Raw genomic sequence first — 16,443 nt, 5'->3', positions numbered from 1 at the left:
CACATGTCAGCACCCGGTGACGCGCTGAAGCCAGCTCTAAAATTACCTCTTGCGCATGGGGCGGTTACACATGTTGCACAAATCCCGGGACGGATTCATCGCGCGGATCCAGCGTGGCGGCATGTGGGCATGAGCAGACCCACACCGCCGCGCTGCATGATCGTGAACCGGCCAGCCGGGAATGACGCGGTCAGGCGCCGCTGCGCATGGCGAGCGACTTCGGCTGTCACTTCGCCGAACTTCACGCCGACATGGACGTCCTGTACCGCGACACCGCCCGCGGCATACCCGTCACCGAAGCCGTGGGGGAAGTCTGTCCACGGTTCGGGGAGCCTTGGCCATCAGCCGATTTCCGGAAACAGAGGCGGATGGTCCGGCGCAGGATTTCCCTTCGGGTCCGTTGCCAGTCATTCGGCCAGTTCCCTCATCACCTTGATCAGGTCGGATTTGCCTTCAAAGCCGATGCCCGGCAGCTCGGGCATGACGATGTGACCCTCCTCGACCTTGACGCCGTCCGGGAAGCCGCCGTAGGGCTGGAACAGATCCGGGTAGCTTTCGTTGCCGCCAAGACCCAGTCCTGCCGCGATGTTCAGTGACATCTGGTGGCCGCCATGCGGGATGCAGCGCGACGGTGACCAACCCAGCTGATCGAGGACTTCGAGGGTCCGCAGGTATTCAACCAGACCATAGGACAAAGCGCAGTCGAATTGCAGCCAGTCACGGTCGGGGCGCATGCCGCCGTAGCGGATGAGGTTGCGCGCATCCTGATGCGAGAACAGGTTCTCGCCGGTGGCCATCGGACCCGGATAGAACTCGGCCATGGCCGCCTGAAGCTGGTAATCCAGCGGATCGCCGATCTCTTCGTACCAGAACAGCGGGTAGGTCCGCAGCATCTTTGCATAAGCCATCGCCGTTTCGAGATCGAACCGGCCGTTCGCGTCGACGGCGAGCCGTGCCTCATCCCCGATTTCGGCAAGCACGGCTTCGATCCGGCGCTGGTCTTCGTCGATGGCGGCACCGCCGATCTTCATCTTGACGACGGTGTAGCCGCGATCAACGTAGCTTCGCATCTCCTTGCGCAGCGCGGAATCGTCCTTTCCCGGATAGTAATAGCCGCCCGCGGCGTAGACGAAGACCCGCGGATTGGCAGCGACGCCCTTGCGGTCAGCCAGCAGGCGGAACAGCGGCTTTTGCGCGATCTTGGCGATGGCGTCCCAGACGGCCATGTCAATGGTGCCGACGGCGACCGACCTCTCGCCATGCCCGCCGGGTTTTTCGTTCTGCATCATCGCCGCCCAGATCTTGTGGCCGTCGAGATTGGTGCCGTCATCATTGACCAGCGAGGCGGGTTCCGCTGCGAGGATCCGGTCGCGAAAGCGTTCGCGGATGAGGCCACCCTGTCCGTAGCGGCCATTCGAGTTGAAGCCGTAACCCACAACCCGGCGACCGTCCCTGACCACGTCGGTCACCACAGCCACCAGACTTGCCGTCATCTTGCTGAAGTCGATGTAGGCGTTCCGGATCGGCGAAGCGATCGGTTTTGTGACCTCGCGGATTTCCACAATGCGCATTGGCGTGCTCCTTGGCTGAGTGGGTGTCGCCCGGTGGCGATCCTGGCTGTTGATAGTGGCGCAGCGGGGTTGGAATCCAATGCCGATAATGGGTATATCCATGCCATTATTGCATAAGTTTTCGGGCGTTTTCATCCACGACCTTCAGCCAGAAGGCTTCGCAATGCGGCGACATACGGGACCGCGGACGATAGATGACCAATTGAACCGGGACATCCAGGTCCTTGCCGCCGGCCGGGACCAGCCTGCCGCGTTCGATGTCGCTTTGCGCCAGTGACAGCGGAAGAAAGGCGACACCCTGGCCTTCTTTGGCCATCTCGAGATTGGTCGAGGCCAGAACGGAATTCATCGTCGGCGCGATGTCGGGACGCCCATGCCCGGACCAGTGCGCTTCGAGAATGGCGTGGAGACCGGATACCTGTGCATAGGCTATGAACGGCACCCGGGACGGACCCGAGCCCAGGGTCCACAAAGGCTGCTTGTTCGCGTCGGGCGCACAGAGAGGCACGAGGCGGTCACGGCCGATCGGATGACACCTGAACTGTTTTTCCGGCAGATCTTCGGCGCTGGCAGGCCCTTTGTGACAAATGAAAAAATTGATTTCGCCATTCTGCATCAGCCGAACACACTGCCGATGTGTATCCGAAACCATGTTGAGTGCGCCGATTTCCGCGGGGCCGCCCACCTGCATCAGCCATCGGGGGACGAATGTGTATGACAGGGCATGTGTGGCCGCAAGGTTCAGGCCGCGCCGCGCCCGACCCGCAGCCTCCAGGGCTTCGAGGCGGGCGTCGGAAAGCATCCTGACGATGGCTTCTGCCCGTGGCTGGAACACCTTTCCCGCAGGTGTCAGGCTGACCTGACGGGTGGTTCTCTGGATGAGAGGCGTCTGAATCGCGCTCTCGAGACTCTTGATGCGACGGCTGAAGGCAGGCTGGGTCATGTTGCGGTTTTCGGCCGCTCGGGAAAAATTCAATTCCCGCGCCAGTTCCAGAAAGTCCTCGAGAAGTGTGATGTCCATCGCCGCGGCTCCTACCCGCATCCATGCATAGTTGGCATGAACGCATCACGCAATTGGCGTCAACAGGCCAGGTCGCTCTCGCTGAGCTGACAGGGTGCCTTGGTGTTGGCCTCGCGGATTCGCTCTGCCAGAAAGTCGACAAAGACCCGCACCTTGGCGGTCAGGTGGTGGCGTTCCGGATAGATGGCGGTGATGTTGGCCGTCTGGAAATAGTCCGGAAGCACGACATGAAGGCGGCCTTCCCGCACATGGTGGGCGATATCCCATTCCGATCGCAGCATGATTCCGTGGCCGTTCAGCATCCACTCGCGCGCCATTTCGCCGTCGTTGGTGCTGAGTCCGCCGTTCACCCGCGCCGAGGGACTCTCGCCGCCACGGTCATCGAAGCGCCAGATATCGTAGATGTCGTGCTCCTGCCTCAGGACGATGCAGTTGTGGTGGCGGAGGTCCTGCAGAGTTTCGGGTCTGCCGTGCATTTCCAGGTAGGCTGGTGAGGCGCACATGAACCGGCGGTTTCTTTGCAGCAGGCGCTGGATCAGGTTGCTTGTCGAGGGGATGCCGAAGCGGATGTTCAGATCGAAGCCCTGTTCGATCAGGTTCATCGGCGCGTCGGTCACCACCAGTTGCACTTCGACATCCGGGTAGGTCCTGCGGAAGACAGACACCGCCGGGGCGATGTATTCCCGGCTGAAGCCGAACGTCGCGTTGATCCGAAGCAGGCCGCTGGGCTTTTCCTGTCCCGAGCGAAGACTGTTCTCAAGTTCTTCAATTTCGCCCAGCAGGCGCAAGGCCTTGCTGAAATACGCCTCACCTTCGCCGGTCAGGCTGACCCGCCGCGTGGTCCGGTTCATCAGTCGCACCCCCAGCCGGTCTTCGAGCCGTGCCAGTCGCCGGCTGACGGCAGAGGCGGTGATCCCGATTTCACGCGCGGTTTCAACAAAACTCTCGCGTCGCGCCAACAGTACGAAAAACCCAAGGTCGCTTTCGCTCATTACTTACCTCAGCGCAATAATGATATTCCAAATATGAAATTAAAGACTTTTAAGAATTAGTCTAGGGTCCACCCTGTCCGTCTGGGAGGAGTTGGCGGGCTCTGTCGACAGGTTGAAAACTGTTTGCAGGATCGGGGGACCAACGCACCGGGGACCATGGGTCCGGGGACGTCTCCTTCAACCATAAGCTGCGGCTCCTACGCAGAACTTCATGAGGAGGACACCATGAAAACGACGCTTGCAACCATCTTCGCCGGTCTGCTCGCGGCGACGCCGCTCGCAGCGCAGTCAGCCGCCGACTTTCCGACCCAGCCGATGACCTACATCATCCCCTTCAACGCCGGCGGCGAATCCGACATTTCGGCGCGTTTCCAGCAGGCCGAATGGGAATCCGTGACCGGCCAGCAGGTCGTGATCCAGTACCAGGCCGGCGCAGGCGGGGCACAGGCATGGTCACAACTCAATTCGCTGCCCGGTGACGGCTACACCGTCATGGGGATCAACCTGCCACACACGATCCTGCAGCCGATGGCCGGCTCGGTTGGCTACAAGACCGAGGATCTGACGCCGGTTCACTATTTCCACTACACGCCGGACGCCATCTTTGTGCGCAAGGAGAGCCAGTTCACGGCTCTGGACCAGTTGATCGAATACGCCAAGGCGAACCCGGGCCTTGTCACCTTCGCCGGGTCGGGCTCGAACTCGTCGAACAACCTGGCCGCCATCCGCTTCAACGAACTGGCCGGTGTGACGACAACCTATGTTCCGTTTTCCGGCACCGGCCCCTCGATCACGGCGGTGCTCGGCGGATCGACGATGGCGGGCTTCAATTATGCAACTTCCGGTGTCAGCCAGGGGGACGCGCTTCGAATGCTCGCAGTGGCCGCGGACGAGCGCCTTGCAGCCTTTCCCGACGTCCCGACTTTCAAGGAGCTGGGCTATGAGCTCGTTGGTGGCGCATATCGCGGAGTCGCGGTTCCGGCATCCACCCCCGAAGACCTGCGCCAGCGCATTTCCGACATCGTGTCCGAAATCAACGCCCAGCCCGGCTTTGTCGATAAGATGGAAAGCGGTGGCTTTGTATTGACCGATGTCGGCTATGATCAAATGGATGCCTTTGTCGCCAAACGCGTCGAGGAATATACCGCCGGCGCAAAAGCGCTTGGCATCATCCAGTAGCAGACCCCGAAGATGGACATTATCGGCTTCCTTTGGGACGCACTGACACCTGTCAACCTGGTGCTTGCCCTCGTCGGCGTGGTGCTGGGAACGGTGATCGGGGCATTGCCCGGACTCTCGGCGACCATGGCGGTGGCCGTGCTTGTCCCCTTCACCTTCACGATGGATCCCGCCGCCGGCCTTATCGCTCTCGGCGCGATCTACACCGGAGCGATCTACGGCGGCGCTTTTGCCGCGATCCTGGTCAACACGCCCGGAACGCCGTCGTCGATCGCAACCACGTTCGACGGTTTTCCGATGGCCAAGCGGGGAGATGGCGGGCTGGCCCTGTCCGTCGCAACCTTCGCCTCGGTCGCCGGGGGCGTGGTCGGAGCCGTTGCGCTTCTGCTTTTGGCGCCGCCGCTGGCGAAGGTCGCGCTCGCCTTTGGTCCGACGGAATACTTCTGGCTCGCGATCTTCGGCCTGACACTGATCGCAGCCTTGTCCGTCGGCAATACCAGCAAGGGGCTGATCGGCGCCTGCATCGGCCTGTTCCTGTCGATGATCGGTGTGGCCGTCGTCGGGGGCGATGTCCGGTATACCCTGGGCATGCAACGGTTTCTTGGCGGGATCGACCTGACCTCAGCTATCATCGGTCTCTACTGCGTCCCGGTGATCCTGGACCTCGTCGCCACCGCCGACCCGCACCTCAAGCCCTCTGCCCAAGGCGGGCTCCGGGTGCGGGAAGGGCTGGCCATTGCGATGAAGAGCAAATTCAATCTGGTGCGCTCTTCCGTCATCGGCACCGTGATCGGCATCCTGCCCGGGGCCGGCGGTTCCATCGCCGGTCTGGTTTCCTATTCAGAGGCGCGCAGGTCCTCGAAACAGTCCGAGACCTTCGGCAAGGGCAATCCGGACGGGGTCATCGCGACCGAGGCTGCCAACAACGCCACCGTGGGCGGCGGTTTCATCCCGACACTGGTACTGGGCATCCCCGGAACCCCGCCTGACGCGATCATCCTTGGTGCCCTGCTCGTGCAGGGAATCAAGATCGGCCCGACGCTTTTCACCACCGATGCGCCGGTCGTCTATACCTTTATCTGGGGTCTGCTGATTGCGACCCTGCTGATGCTGCCGGTCGGGCTGCTGATCGGGCGCTACGCCTATGCCTCGATCGTCAAGGTTCCCAAGACGGTGCTCGCGCCAACCGTGGCCCTGCTCACGATCATCGGCTCCTTTGCGATCCATTCGAACATGGACGACGCGCAGCTCATGGTCGGCCTTGGCATCATCGCCTGGATTCTGAACCGCTATGGGTTTCAGCCGTCGCCCATCGTTCTTGGTCTCGTTCTCGGATCCATCGCCGAGCAGGGGTTTGTGCAGACCTGGCTCATCGGCAATGCGTCGGGTCGCATTCCCGAGATGTTCTTCGGCCGACCGATCAGCATCGGGATCATCATTGCCGCGCTCGTCACCTTGACCTTCCCGATCTGGGTCGACTGGAAAGCCCGGCGACGCAAGCAGCTCGAAACCTCGTCCGCACCTGCGGACGACGCCGGCGCATCCATCGCGCCCGAGGGCAAGACGCGCGATTTAGCGGGCATGACATTCGCGGCGAGCTTTGCGGTGCTTGGTCTGGCGATCTGGAGCGGCGCTTCGGGATTGACGATGCTCGGCTCCGTGTTTCCGCGCACGATAGCCATGGCGCTTGCCGTGTTCTCGTTGATGCTGATCGCACAGAACCTGCGGCGCCCGGTTGGAACCGCGGGCCGCGCAAAGTTCGCGCTGGACACCGGGGGTTGGCGGCGGCTCCTGCTTGGCGCGGTCATGCTGGCATGGGTCTTCCTTCTGCCCGAGATCGGCTTTCTGGTGACCAGCTTCGCGGCCTTCCTCGCGGTGATGGTGATTGCCGATCACGACCGCCCGCCGCCGCAGACCTGGGCGCTGTGGATTGCCACCGCTGCCGCCATTTGTGCAGGCCTCTGGTGGCTGATGGCCAACGTCCTGCTGCTTCGGATGCCCGCCGGGCTACTATTCTGAAATCGGAGAGAAAAATGAGTAAACGCATCCACAGGATCGCCGCCATCGGCGGTGACGGGATCGGTGTTGAAGTCGTCGATGCCTGCCTCGAGGTCCTGCAAGTCCTGGCCGACAGGGACGGGGGCTTTGACTTTGATGTCCAGGCTTTCGACTGGTCGACCGATCGTTACAAACGCACCGGCGCCTTCATGCCCGCCGAAGGGGCGGATCAACTGCGGGCCTTCGACGCGATCCTGTTCGGCGCGGTCGGTGCGCCGGACGTGCCGGACCACCTCACGCTCTGGGGGTTGCGGCTCGCGATTTGTCAGCCACTGGATCAATATGCCAATGTCCGTCCGACCCGCGTTCTACCGGGGATTCAGTCGCCGCTGCGCCATGTGAACGACGGCGAGCTCGATTGGGTGATCGTCCGCGAGAACTCCGAAGGCGAATATGCCGGGCAGGGGGGACGTTCGCATCCCGGCCTGCCGTTGGAAGTTGCGACGGATGTCTCGATCTTCACCCGTGCCGGGATCGAACGCATCATGCGCTTTGCGTTCCGGCTTGCGCAGTCGCGGCCGCGCAAATTCCTCACCGTCGTCACCAAATCCAATGCCCAGCGGCACGGCATGGTGCTCTGGGACCAGATCGCCGCCGAAATCGCGCAGGAGTTTCCGGACGTCCAGTGGGACAAGATGCTTGTCGATGCGATGACCGTCCGGATGGTGATGAACCCGGGCTCTCTCGACACCATTGTGGCCACCAACCTGCACGCCGATATCCTGTCCGACCTGGCCGCCGCCCTTTCGGGGTCTATCGGTGTCGCCCCGACGGCGAACCTGAACCCCGAGCGCGACACCCCTTCGATGTTCGAACCGATCCACGGCTCGGCCTTCGACATTACAGGCAAGGGCGTCGCAAACCCGGTCGCAACGTTCTGGACCGCCGTGATGATGCTCGAGCACCTGGGTGAAAAGCAGGCGGCCGACCGGCTGATGCGTGCGGTCGAAGCGGTCACCGCCAATGCCGAACTGCACACACCCGACCTTGGCGGCAAGGCGACGACGCGCATGGTCACGGATGCGGTGATCGGCGCCATTCGCGGCCGCAATAAGTGAGAGACAAAAAATGCCAAGTAATCACGTGAACATCGCCGTCATTCCCGGGGACGGGATCGGCAAGGAAGTGGTGCCCGAAGGCATCCGGGTGATCGAGGCCGCCGTAAGGCGCCACAACATCGACGTGCGGTTCGATGCGTTCGACTTTGCGTCCTGTGACTATTACCAGACCCACGGGCAGATGATGCCCGACGACTGGAAGTCCCGGATCGGTCACCATGACGCGTTGTTCTTCGGGGCGGTCGGCTGGCCGGACACCGTCCCGGATCACATCTCGCTCTGGGGGTCGCTGATCCAGTTTCGCCGGCAGTTCGACCAGTATATCAGCCTGCGTCCCGCGCGGTTGATGCCGGGCGTGCCCAGCCCACTCGCGGCGCGTCAACCGGGCGACATCGACATGTGGATCGTCCGCGAAAACACCGAAGGCGAGTATTCCTCGATCGGCGGCAAGATGTTCGAGGGCACCCCGCGTGAAATCGTGATGCAGGAAACGGTGATGAGCCGGATCGGCGTGGACCGGGTGCTGAAATATGCCTTCGAGCTGGCCGCGAAACGGCCGCGGGCCAGGCTGACCTCGGCCACCAAATCCAACGGCATTTCGATCACCATGCCCTATTGGGATGAACGGGTGGCAGAGATGGCAAGGGACTATCCCGGCGTCAGTGTCGACAAGTATCACATCGACATCCTGACAGCGCATTTCGTCCTGAATCCGGACCGGTTCGACGTGGTTGTGGCGTCGAACCTCTTTGGCGACATCCTGTCGGACCTTGGCCCCGCCTGCACCGGCACCATCGGCATTGCGCCGTCGGCGAATATCAATCCGGAACGCGCGTTCCCCTCGCTCTTCGAGCCGGTGCATGGCTCGGCCCCGGATATCGCGGGGCAAGGGTGCGCCAATCCGATCGGCCAGATCTGGGCGGGCGCGATGATGCTGGACCATCTGGGCCATGCCGAAGCTTCGGCCGACATTGTCGCGGCAATCGAACGGGTTCTGGCTGAGCCGTCGCTGCGCACGCGAGACCTTGGCGGGACGGCGGATACGGTGACCTGCGGCACGGCGGTCGCCGATGCACTCAGGTGAGGCTCTGCACGGGGCGCCGGAGGATGCGGCCAACTGGGCTGCCGAAACGGCCAGCGGGCGGGGACGGCATCAGCCGGACTGTCCCGGTATTCCAGAGGGCCGGCCTACGCACTGATCGGCGCTGGGAGAGGAAGAACGGCCCCGATGGGCAGACCTCAAGGCGCCCGTGCCAAAACCGGGTGCCTTGTGCAGCGGGCACACCCGTCCGGGGCCGTTCTTCGGGGACCGTGGACTTATTCCGGCAGATCCATGTGCGACAGGATTGAATCGAGTTCGGCAATGTCCGCATCGTCGAGCCTGCCGCCCGCCGCGCGCATCGTGGCCGAGGCCAGCGCGCCGCGGCGGCGCATGGTTTCCTTGCGAAGCGCAATCCCGAGGGCGCCCTGCGCCTCGTGCTTCAGAAGCGGCAGGTAGCGGTTGAACACCGCGTGCGCGGCCGCCGTGTCACCCTCTTCGCGCAGGAGCCGGTCCACAGATGACAGCATCTCCGGATAGGAAAAGCCCGCCATTGGCCCATCCGCCCCGCGCGCAAGCTCTTGTGGCAGATAGAGCCCGTTGTTGCCGGTGAGCACACGCACATGAGCGGGCAGCGCTTGGCGCAGCGCGGCGACCTTGCGCGCGCTTGGCATGTCCTCTTCCTTGATCACGGTGATCTGGGGAAACAACGCGACGAGCCGTGCCATGGCCGGAACGGACATCTGCACCCCGGTGGCTGCCGGGAAATCCTGCAGCACCGTGGGCACGTCGCCAATCCGTGAGAAGACCGCGTCGAAATACGCGAACAGGGCTTCATCGGTGCGGGCGGATGCGGCGGGCGCGATCATCACGCCCCGCGCGCGCTCGGCCATGACCTGGGCCGCGACCTCGGACAGGATCGCAAGATTGGGCGAGGACACACCGGCAAAGATCGCGCGCCCCTTGCTGGCTGCGACGTAGGAGGCGGCAACCGCGACGGATTCGTCTGGCGTCAGCGTCTGTGACTCGCCGCTGAAACCGAGCACGGTAAGCCCGCGTGCACCGTGGTGATAGTAGAACTCGGAAAGGCTGGCGATGCTGTCATGATCGATGGCGCCGTCGGGATGGAAAGGCGTCTGCGCGACGACGTGAAGGCCTTGGGTGGTTTCGGACATGATCTCTCCTTCGCAGGGTCTGCGCCCTGCGTTTTGGTTGGATTTCGGTCTGGGGGCGTGCGTCAGGGGCGGCTCAGGCGAAATAATCCCTGTGCTGGTCGCGGAATTCATCGACCCAATCCGGCTCCCGGTGCAGATGCGCGCGGATCGTCGCGACGGCCGCGCGCACGTCCCGGGCCTCGATGGCCTCCAGGATCTGCAGGTGCCCCTCGATGATCGCGCGGATCTTTTCGGGTGAATGGCGTTGCAGCCGCCGGACCCGGTCGAGGTGGCCAGAGCGGGACCGGATCAGATCATGCATGGCAATCCTGCCGATGCCATCAAACAGCGTCCGGTGGAAATGATCGTCGAGTTCCTGAAACAGACGCAGCTGGGTGGCGTCGTCGCCGATCTGCTTCTGTAGCCCGACGACCGACCGGGCCCGGTCGATCGTGTCCGCTGCGCCGTCGGCGGCGAGACGGCCTATCACCTCGGTCTCCAGTGCCCGACGCAGGAAGTTGCCCTCGTGGACCAGATCGGTGTCGATCCGGGTCACCACGGTGCGCGATTGCGGGTAGATCTTGACCAGCCCGTCCGCCTCGAGCCTTTGCAGCGCGTCGCGCAGGGGGGTCACGCTGACATCGAACTGTCTGGCGAGCTCGGTGCGCAGCAAGCTCGTACCCGGCGGCAGCTCCAGCGACAGGATGCGCTGACGCAGTTCATCGTAGATACCCGACGATGCCGATGGCCGAGGCGCCGAAGCGGCGGCCCGGCCGAGTTCGCGCATCTCCCTGTGCGGTAAGTCCATGCCTGCCCCTTGCTGATGCCAAATGCTGTTCTGGCCCTGACTGCGGCACGACCAGACCGTTGAGCCAATGCGTAACTAAAATATTAGTATATATCAAGACGCGTTATTTGAAGACGTGAGCCGTCCCGGCGCCGGTTGCGTCAACGCCCGCCGCAACGAAGCGAAACGGACTCCGGTTCAGGCCGACCCGTGGCCGCCGTTCCCTTGCGATGGTGCAGTGATTGAAATCCGGGCAGAGCGCCGCGTACCCGGCCTCGGGCCCGGGCAGAGCGTCCACCACGACCTGCCGGATCTTCCAGGGGTGTTTGGCGGGGATGTCGTCTTCACCGCCGACATGGTTGAGCGGTCAACGGCCGATCCAGTTCGCCCCGCACATCGCCACCCCGCCGTTGTCACACGGAGGGTGGCGTCTCTTCCCGCATCCGCGACATTGTCGGCAGGTTCAGCGGTCGGATGAGCGGGGCGCGCCTGAGAGGTGTCAGCCCATCCGTTCGGACGCAAAGGATCCCGCCGCTGCCGGAAAGACCACCGTCTTGTCGCCGTTCAGAAACACCCGTTTGTGCACATGGGCGTGCACCGCACGGGACAGGACCTGCGCTTCGACATCGCGGCCAAGCGAGACATAGTCCTCGGGGCTCTGGGCGTGGGTGACACGCACCGTGTCCTGTTCGATGATCGGACCTTCATCCAGATCGGTGGTCACATAATGCGAGGTCGCGCCAATCAGCTTGACGCCCTTTTCATGCGCTTGCTTGTAGGGGTTGGCCCCCTTGAAGGAGGGCAGGAACGAATGGTGGATGTTGATGATGCGTCCGGACATCTTGCGGCACATCGCATCCGACAGGATCTGCATGTACCGCGCCAGCACGATCAGTTCCGCCCCGGTCTCTTCGACCACCTGCAGGATCTGCGCTTCGGCGTGGGGTTTGTTTTCCTTTGTCACCTTGATGCAGTGGAAGGGGATGTCCTGATTCACCACCACCTTCTGATAATCCATGTGGTTTGAAATCACGCCGACAATCTCGATCGGCAGGGCGCCGATCCGCGAGCGGTACAGCAGATCGTTCAGGCAGTGGCCGAAGCGCGACACCATGACCACGACCTTTTCCTTGCGGCGTTCGTCATGAAACCCGTAGGTCATGTCAAATTTCGCGGCCGCCTCGGAGAGACCGTCGTGCAACTCCTGCAGCGTTGCGCCCGTCTCGGGCACAAAACTCATCCGCATGAAAAAGCGGTCGGTTGCAAGATCGTCGAATTGCGAACTGTCGGTGATGTTGCAGCCATTCGCTGCAAGATAGCTTGAAATCGTGGCCACGATCCCGCGCGTTGAGGGGCAGGTAACCGTGAGGCAGTATTTGGACATGGCATAACTCTGTCTGGTCAGGGGCGTTGCGGGCAGTGTTACGCCTGTGATCGGGCAAACCATAGCGGGCATGCGGCGAGAAACCCGCGGAATGCGACAAAATCCCAAGCGATCAAACTCCGGCCTCGGCGCTCCTGTGTTGCCGCCACCTGATCCGCGCGAACTGAATCCCGGGGAGATCAGGCACAGCGCGGCAGATCAGCGTCGGATCGCAAGAAAGGCCATGTTTTGCCCGCGCCTCCGGTCGCGATAGGCCCTGTTCAAAATGCGCTCCGATACTGCCGGGCAAAATTTTGCTCTATGCGAAATGGCGATTTTGTGCTCTACTTAAGGTAGTAATCGAGTGATTCAAAGCCGCCATTGGCCCGCGCCCATTTTGGCACGGATCTGCGTTGATGGCAGGCTCAGACGGTCCGGGGGGCCGCTCATGTCCGGTTTCGGATTGTCAGCACTGAACGACACAGGCGCACCCGCAGGGCGGCCCGCAGTCGGTGCGCGCGGCACCAAAAGCTCCGCCACCTTTCGGGTGAGGCGACGCGGACATTTCGGACAGCTATTGGAGAAAAATCATGTTGACCACGAGACGCTCATTGATGGGTCTGTCCGCCGGACTGGCCGCCGCAGGTATGCTCAGCAGGGCAGGGGCGGTATTGGCTCAGCCGGCCTATGGATCCGGCGCGCTGATCCGACAGGACGTGAACACGCTGGCACCCGACGATCCGGTGATCACCACCTATCGTGAAACCGTTGCCGCGATGCAGGCGCTGCCCGACACCGACCCCCGGTCCTGGGCGCATCAGGCCCGCATCCACCTCGGGTACTGCCCGCACGGCAACTGGTTCTTTCTGCCCTGGCACCGGGCGTACCTTGCGCAATTCGAAGAGGTGATCCGCGGCCTTTCCGGCGACGACAGCTTTGTGCTGCCCTACTGGGACTGGAGCCGCAATCCGCAGATCCCGGCGCCGTTCTGGGGCAGCGGCAATGCGCTGAACCATCCGCGCACCGCAACGGCCAGCACCAACATGACTGCGGAATTCGTCGGGCTGGACGTGATCGAAGTGATCATGGAGAAAACCGACTTCGAGGATTTCGGCAGCCTCAAGGCCTCGGCACCCTTCGGCGGCACCGGCGGCGGCACCACGCAACTCGAGGGTTCGCCGCACAACAGCGTGCACGGCACCATCGGCGGCGACATGCAGAGCTTTCTTTCGCCGCTCGACCCGATCTTCTGGCTGCATCATTGCAACATCGACCGGATCTGGGCCAGCTGGAATGCGGCCGGCAATGCCAACAGCGCCGATCCGGATCTGGCCGCCTTTACCTTTGCCCCGGATCAGCCGGACCGGGGCGGGACGGTGAACCCCAGCCAGTTTGTCGACCGCACCGGCGCGCCGCGCGCCTTTACCGTGCAGGACATCTACACAACCGCGTCGCTGAACTACGACTATGACCGGCTGGAACCGACGCCGCAGTCGAATGTGCTGGTGGCCGCGCGCAGCTTTGCCCCGCGCGCGGAACTGGCCGAGACCGTCAGCACCGCCCTGACACAACGCGCCGCAGCCGGAGAGTTCCTGGGCGCACGCGTTACAGCGGATGCCGACCGGCTGGGAGCGGTGGCGCAGCTGGGTCGGCTGCGGGATCTGGCGCGCAACCCGGCGCAGCGTGTCGCCTTGCCCGCCCGGTTGCAGACCGCGCGTCTGGTGATCCGGGGGCTGCTGCCGCCCGAAGACAGGCAGACCACGTTCCGCGTGTTTCTGAATTGTGACTACCTGTCGGTGGAAACGCCGCCCAACGATCCCCATTATGTAGGTTCGGGCGCGTTCTTTCTGGCAAGCGATCATGCGGCCCGGCACGGCAGCGACTATCAGTTCGATCTTGCCGCTACTCTGGACGCGCTGGCCCGAGCCGGCCGCCCTGTCGACGAAACCCTGCGGCCGCAGATCATCGCACTGGCTCCGGATGGCAGCGGGGCGGAACTGGAGATTGATGGAACAGTCGAGATCGTTCTGCAGAGCCTGGGCTAGGGCGCTCCTGTGCTCGATCGCGGTGCTGTTCTGGTCGGGAACGGGACATGCCTCGGAGGTCGAGATCACTCTTGGGGCCGCACCCGAGCCCTTGCCGGTGGTCAGGCTTCTGGTGCCGAAACCGGAACCTGCGCCGGACAGCTTGGCCAGCCTGGATCGGCTGAGCCTGACCCTGCGCGATGTTGTCGTTCAGGGTGACGGAATTACGGGGTTGCGGGTGTTCCTGAGTGCATCGCGCGGCTTGTCCGACACGGCCGGGCCCGAGTCCGAACCGATTGGCAGCGCGGCGTTCTTTCCCACGCCGGTCCCGGACGCCACGGGCCGCGCGGCGGTGGGCACCTATGTTGTCACGCTCGATGCCCCTGCGGTTGTGGCCGCTCTCGCCGCGGGAAGGCTGTGTCTGCGGGTTGTGCCCATCGGTGCAACCGGCGGGCGGATCGGTTTTGCCGCCGCCAGTCTGCTTCTGCGGGACGCGCGCTAGTCCTGCGACTTCGCCGGGCCATTGGCCTGAATTTTAGCAAGACCATTCAAAGGAGATCACAATGACCGAAGCACTTTATGGCCGCCGCTGCGCGACACACGAGCTGAGCACCGGAGATCTGGCCCGGATGAGCGCGCTGGAAGACAGCTTTCGGGCCGCGAGCCGCATGGAATCGAGCCTGCGCGCCCTGTGCATCAAGACGCATTTCATCCACGTCACCGACGGCGCGCAGGGCCGCATCAGCCAGACCCAGCGCGAGGACCAGATTGCGGTGCTGAACGCCGCCTATGCGCCCACCGGCATTTCCTTTGCCTATGACGAAGACATGGTGGTCGAGGTGGATAACCCCGACTTCTATCGTATGGGCCACGGATCCCTGCGCGAACGCAACTGCAAGACGCTGCACCAGGTCGATGATCCGCAGAAATGCCTGAACTTCTACACTGCCGCGCCGGGTGGCGGGCTGCTGGGCTGGGCGACCTTTCCATATATGATGGAAGGCGATCCGGCGATGGACGGTGTCGTGATGCTGGACGGCACCCTGCCGGGTGGCACTGCGGCGCCGTACAATCTGGGCGCCACGGCGGTGCACGAGGTGGGGCATTGGCTGGGGTTGTACCACACCTTTCAGGGTGGCTGTGTGCCCCCCGGTGACGATGTCGCCGACACCCCGGCGCATTCCGGGCCGAACTACGGCAAACCCAGCGACTCCGACCAGCCGCACAACCTGTGCCCGACCGCACCGGCTGGCGTGCTGTGCCCGATCCACAACTACATGAACTATGTCGATGACGATTGGATGAACGAATTCACCGAAGGCCAGATCGAGCGGATCTGGGCGCAGATCGGCATGTTCCGCTCCGGTCTGCTGACAGCCGACAACCGGGGCGAGGCGGAAGCCGCCTTTGCCTCGGCGGTATCTTGGTGAACCGGGCATGACAGGGGTGGCCCTCTGCCTGATCCTCGAGGCCGGATTTCTGGCGGCAGGCGAGGGCGGGCACCTGAACCCCGAGGCGGTCTCGGTCGCAGGCACGGTCTTGCGGCTTGCGCAAGAGCTGCACGCCAACCCGGCCGGGGCGGAGTTGACACTGGTGCTCGAAGAGGATGGCAGCGATGCCGCGCAGGCCCTGCGCGCCGTGGCAGACCGCGATCTGATCGGGGTGCCCGCCCCGGCAGGTGCACAGGCCTGCCCGCCCGGCAGTCGCCCGCTGTTGCTGTCGCTGCGACTGGTGGCGGGAGACTTGCGCAACTGGGTGATGGGCGATGCGCGGACCGGGCTGGAGGATGTCAGCGACGCGGATCGCAAGCTGCGCGAAGAACTGGGGGTGCCGGTGCCGCGCCGGATGGCACCGGATCACATCACCGGAGAGTTGCTGCGCATGCCGCCGTCGACCAGCATCGACACCCTGCACCGCGCCGTGTTCGAGGCCGACCAGACCAGTTGGGCCAATCTGGCCGGCGCGGTGGTGCTGTATACCGAGAACAGCGACCAGGCCGACGGCCTGCGCGCCGACGGGGCGCAGGTGCTGTCACGGGCGGTGCATCTGACACGCCTGCGGCTGTTGCGCGACCCGCCGACGGATGCTGTGCCGCTGCTGACCGTTCCCGGCATGGTTTTGGCCGAAGTGCCCGCCACCGAAACATCAGGACTGAACTGGCGCGATCTGCGTTTTGCCACATTGCGCTAGGGCCATC

Annotated in this window: 14 protein-coding genes; 8 read left to right on the top strand and 6 right to left on the bottom strand. The window is 63.5% G+C overall.

Going from position 1 to position 16,443, the window contains the following annotated elements:
* Positions 1-407 precede the first annotated feature (407 nt).
* The 3 genes from FOY53_RS11400 to FOY53_RS11390 all read right to left on the bottom strand — a co-directional run bounded on the left by FOY53_RS11400 (position 408) and on the right by FOY53_RS11390 (position 3,584).
* Positions 408-1,571: a mandelate racemase/muconate lactonizing enzyme family protein gene (locus tag FOY53_RS11400; protein WP_146588855.1), complete on the bottom strand. Its 1,164-nt coding sequence runs from the start codon at positions 1,569-1,571 to the stop codon at positions 408-410.
* Between the two features lie 106 nt (positions 1,572-1,677).
* On the bottom strand, positions 1,678-2,592 hold the full coding sequence (locus FOY53_RS11395) for a LysR family transcriptional regulator (RefSeq protein WP_186766580.1): 915 nt from the start codon (positions 2,590-2,592) through the stop codon (positions 1,678-1,680).
* A gap of 59 nt (positions 2,593-2,651) precedes the next feature.
* Positions 2,652-3,584, bottom strand: coding sequence for a LysR family transcriptional regulator (locus FOY53_RS11390; RefSeq protein ID WP_146588851.1), 933 nt, complete (start codon positions 3,582-3,584; stop codon positions 2,652-2,654).
* Positions 3,585-3,809: 225 nt separating this feature from the next.
* On the opposite strand from FOY53_RS11390, the gene FOY53_RS11385 reads away from it, so the two are divergent.
* The 4 genes from FOY53_RS11385 to FOY53_RS11370 are packed head-to-tail and all read left to right on the top strand — an operon-like array spanning position 3,810 to position 8,963.
* Positions 3,810-4,763 carry a Bug family tripartite tricarboxylate transporter substrate binding protein gene (locus FOY53_RS11385; RefSeq protein ID WP_146588849.1) on the top strand — a complete coding sequence of 318 codons (954 nt, stop codon included), beginning with the start codon at positions 3,810-3,812 and terminating at the stop codon, positions 4,761-4,763.
* 12 nt (positions 4,764-4,775) lie between these two features.
* Positions 4,776-6,782, top strand: a complete 2,007-nt coding sequence (locus FOY53_RS11380) for a tripartite tricarboxylate transporter permease (RefSeq protein WP_146588847.1) — start codon at positions 4,776-4,778, stop codon at positions 6,780-6,782.
* A gap of 14 nt (positions 6,783-6,796) precedes the next feature.
* The gene (locus FOY53_RS11375) at positions 6,797-7,879 is read left to right on the top strand and encodes a tartrate dehydrogenase (protein ID WP_146588845.1); all 1,083 of its coding nucleotides are present in this window, start codon (positions 6,797-6,799) and stop codon (positions 7,877-7,879) included.
* Between the two features lie 10 nt (positions 7,880-7,889).
* Positions 7,890-8,963 carry a tartrate dehydrogenase gene (locus FOY53_RS11370; protein ID WP_146588843.1) on the top strand — a complete coding sequence of 358 codons (1,074 nt, stop codon included), beginning with the start codon at positions 7,890-7,892 and terminating at the stop codon, positions 8,961-8,963.
* Between the two features lie 233 nt (positions 8,964-9,196).
* Here FOY53_RS11370 and FOY53_RS11365 read toward each other — a convergent pair whose 3' ends face one another.
* The 3 genes from FOY53_RS11365 to purU all read right to left on the bottom strand — a co-directional run bounded on the left by FOY53_RS11365 (position 9,197) and on the right by purU (position 12,243).
* Positions 9,197-10,093 (bottom strand): dihydrodipicolinate synthase family protein, encoded by an 897-nt coding sequence (locus FOY53_RS11365; RefSeq protein WP_146588841.1) that lies wholly within the window; start codon positions 10,091-10,093, stop codon positions 9,197-9,199.
* Between the two features lie 73 nt (positions 10,094-10,166).
* Entirely contained in the window at positions 10,167-10,880 is a 714-nt protein-coding gene (locus FOY53_RS11360) for a GntR family transcriptional regulator (protein WP_146588839.1), read from the bottom strand.
* 478 nt (positions 10,881-11,358) lie between these two features.
* Entirely contained in the window at positions 11,359-12,243 is an 885-nt protein-coding gene (gene purU / locus FOY53_RS11355; RefSeq protein ID WP_146588838.1) for a formyltetrahydrofolate deformylase, read from the bottom strand.
* 569 nt (positions 12,244-12,812) lie between these two features.
* On the opposite strand from purU, the gene FOY53_RS11350 reads away from it, so the two are divergent.
* The 4 genes from FOY53_RS11350 to FOY53_RS11335 all read left to right on the top strand — a co-directional run bounded on the left by FOY53_RS11350 (position 12,813) and on the right by FOY53_RS11335 (position 16,436).
* The gene (locus tag FOY53_RS11350; RefSeq protein WP_146588835.1) at positions 12,813-14,267 is read left to right on the top strand and encodes a tyrosinase family protein; all 1,455 of its coding nucleotides are present in this window, start codon (positions 12,813-12,815) and stop codon (positions 14,265-14,267) included.
* Positions 14,230-14,748, top strand: a complete 519-nt coding sequence (locus tag FOY53_RS11345) for a hypothetical protein (RefSeq protein WP_146588833.1) — start codon at positions 14,230-14,232, stop codon at positions 14,746-14,748. Before FOY53_RS11350 ends, FOY53_RS11345 begins: the two co-directional genes overlap by 38 nt.
* Positions 14,749-14,809: 61 nt before the next feature.
* Complete coding sequence (locus tag FOY53_RS11340; RefSeq protein ID WP_146588831.1) at positions 14,810-15,676, top strand: zinc metalloprotease; 867 nt, start codon at positions 14,810-14,812, stop codon at positions 15,674-15,676.
* 7 nt (positions 15,677-15,683) lie between these two features.
* Positions 15,684-16,436, top strand: coding sequence for a hypothetical protein (locus FOY53_RS11335; RefSeq protein WP_146588829.1), 753 nt, complete (start codon positions 15,684-15,686; stop codon positions 16,434-16,436).
* Positions 16,437-16,443: the final 7 nt, after the last annotated feature.

This window comes from Puniceibacterium confluentis (assembly GCF_007923445.1).
Classification (GTDB): Bacteria; Pseudomonadota; Alphaproteobacteria; order Rhodobacterales; family Rhodobacteraceae; genus Puniceibacterium; species Puniceibacterium confluentis.
The sequence above is the reverse complement of the archived record's forward strand: the minus strand, read 5'-3'. Positions and strand labels throughout refer to the sequence as shown.

What these genes read in the sequence shown, in the direction of transcription:
- FOY53_RS11335 (WP_146588829.1), top strand. Translation starts at nt 15,684, where the DNA reads ATGACAGGGGTGGCCCTCTGCCTGATCCTCGAGGCCGGATTTCTGGCG.
- FOY53_RS11385 (WP_146588849.1), top strand. Translation starts at nt 3,810, where the DNA reads ATGAAAACGACGCTTGCAACCATCTTCGCCGGTCTGCTCGCGGCGACG.
- FOY53_RS11390 (WP_146588851.1), bottom strand. Translation starts at nt 3,584, where the DNA reads ATGAGCGAAAGCGACCTTGGGTTTTTCGTACTGTTGGCGCGACGCGAG.
- FOY53_RS11360 (WP_146588839.1), bottom strand. Translation starts at nt 10,880, where the DNA reads ATGGACTTACCGCACAGGGAGATGCGCGAACTCGGCCGGGCCGCCGCT.
- FOY53_RS11400 (WP_146588855.1), bottom strand. Translation starts at nt 1,571, where the DNA reads ATGCGCATTGTGGAAATCCGCGAGGTCACAAAACCGATCGCTTCGCCG.
- FOY53_RS11380 (WP_146588847.1), top strand. Translation starts at nt 4,776, where the DNA reads ATGGACATTATCGGCTTCCTTTGGGACGCACTGACACCTGTCAACCTG.
- FOY53_RS11370 (WP_146588843.1), top strand. Translation starts at nt 7,890, where the DNA reads ATGCCAAGTAATCACGTGAACATCGCCGTCATTCCCGGGGACGGGATC.
- FOY53_RS11375 (WP_146588845.1), top strand. Translation starts at nt 6,797, where the DNA reads ATGAGTAAACGCATCCACAGGATCGCCGCCATCGGCGGTGACGGGATC.
- purU (WP_146588838.1), bottom strand. Translation starts at nt 12,243, where the DNA reads ATGTCCAAATACTGCCTCACGGTTACCTGCCCCTCAACGCGCGGGATC.
- FOY53_RS11365 (WP_146588841.1), bottom strand. Translation starts at nt 10,093, where the DNA reads ATGTCCGAAACCACCCAAGGCCTTCACGTCGTCGCGCAGACGCCTTTC.
- FOY53_RS11345 (WP_146588833.1), top strand. Translation starts at nt 14,230, where the DNA reads ATGGAACAGTCGAGATCGTTCTGCAGAGCCTGGGCTAGGGCGCTCCTG.
- FOY53_RS11340 (WP_146588831.1), top strand. Translation starts at nt 14,810, where the DNA reads ATGACCGAAGCACTTTATGGCCGCCGCTGCGCGACACACGAGCTGAGC.
- FOY53_RS11350 (WP_146588835.1), top strand. Translation starts at nt 12,813, where the DNA reads ATGTTGACCACGAGACGCTCATTGATGGGTCTGTCCGCCGGACTGGCC.
- FOY53_RS11395 (WP_186766580.1), bottom strand. Translation starts at nt 2,592, where the DNA reads ATGGACATCACACTTCTCGAGGACTTTCTGGAACTGGCGCGGGAATTG.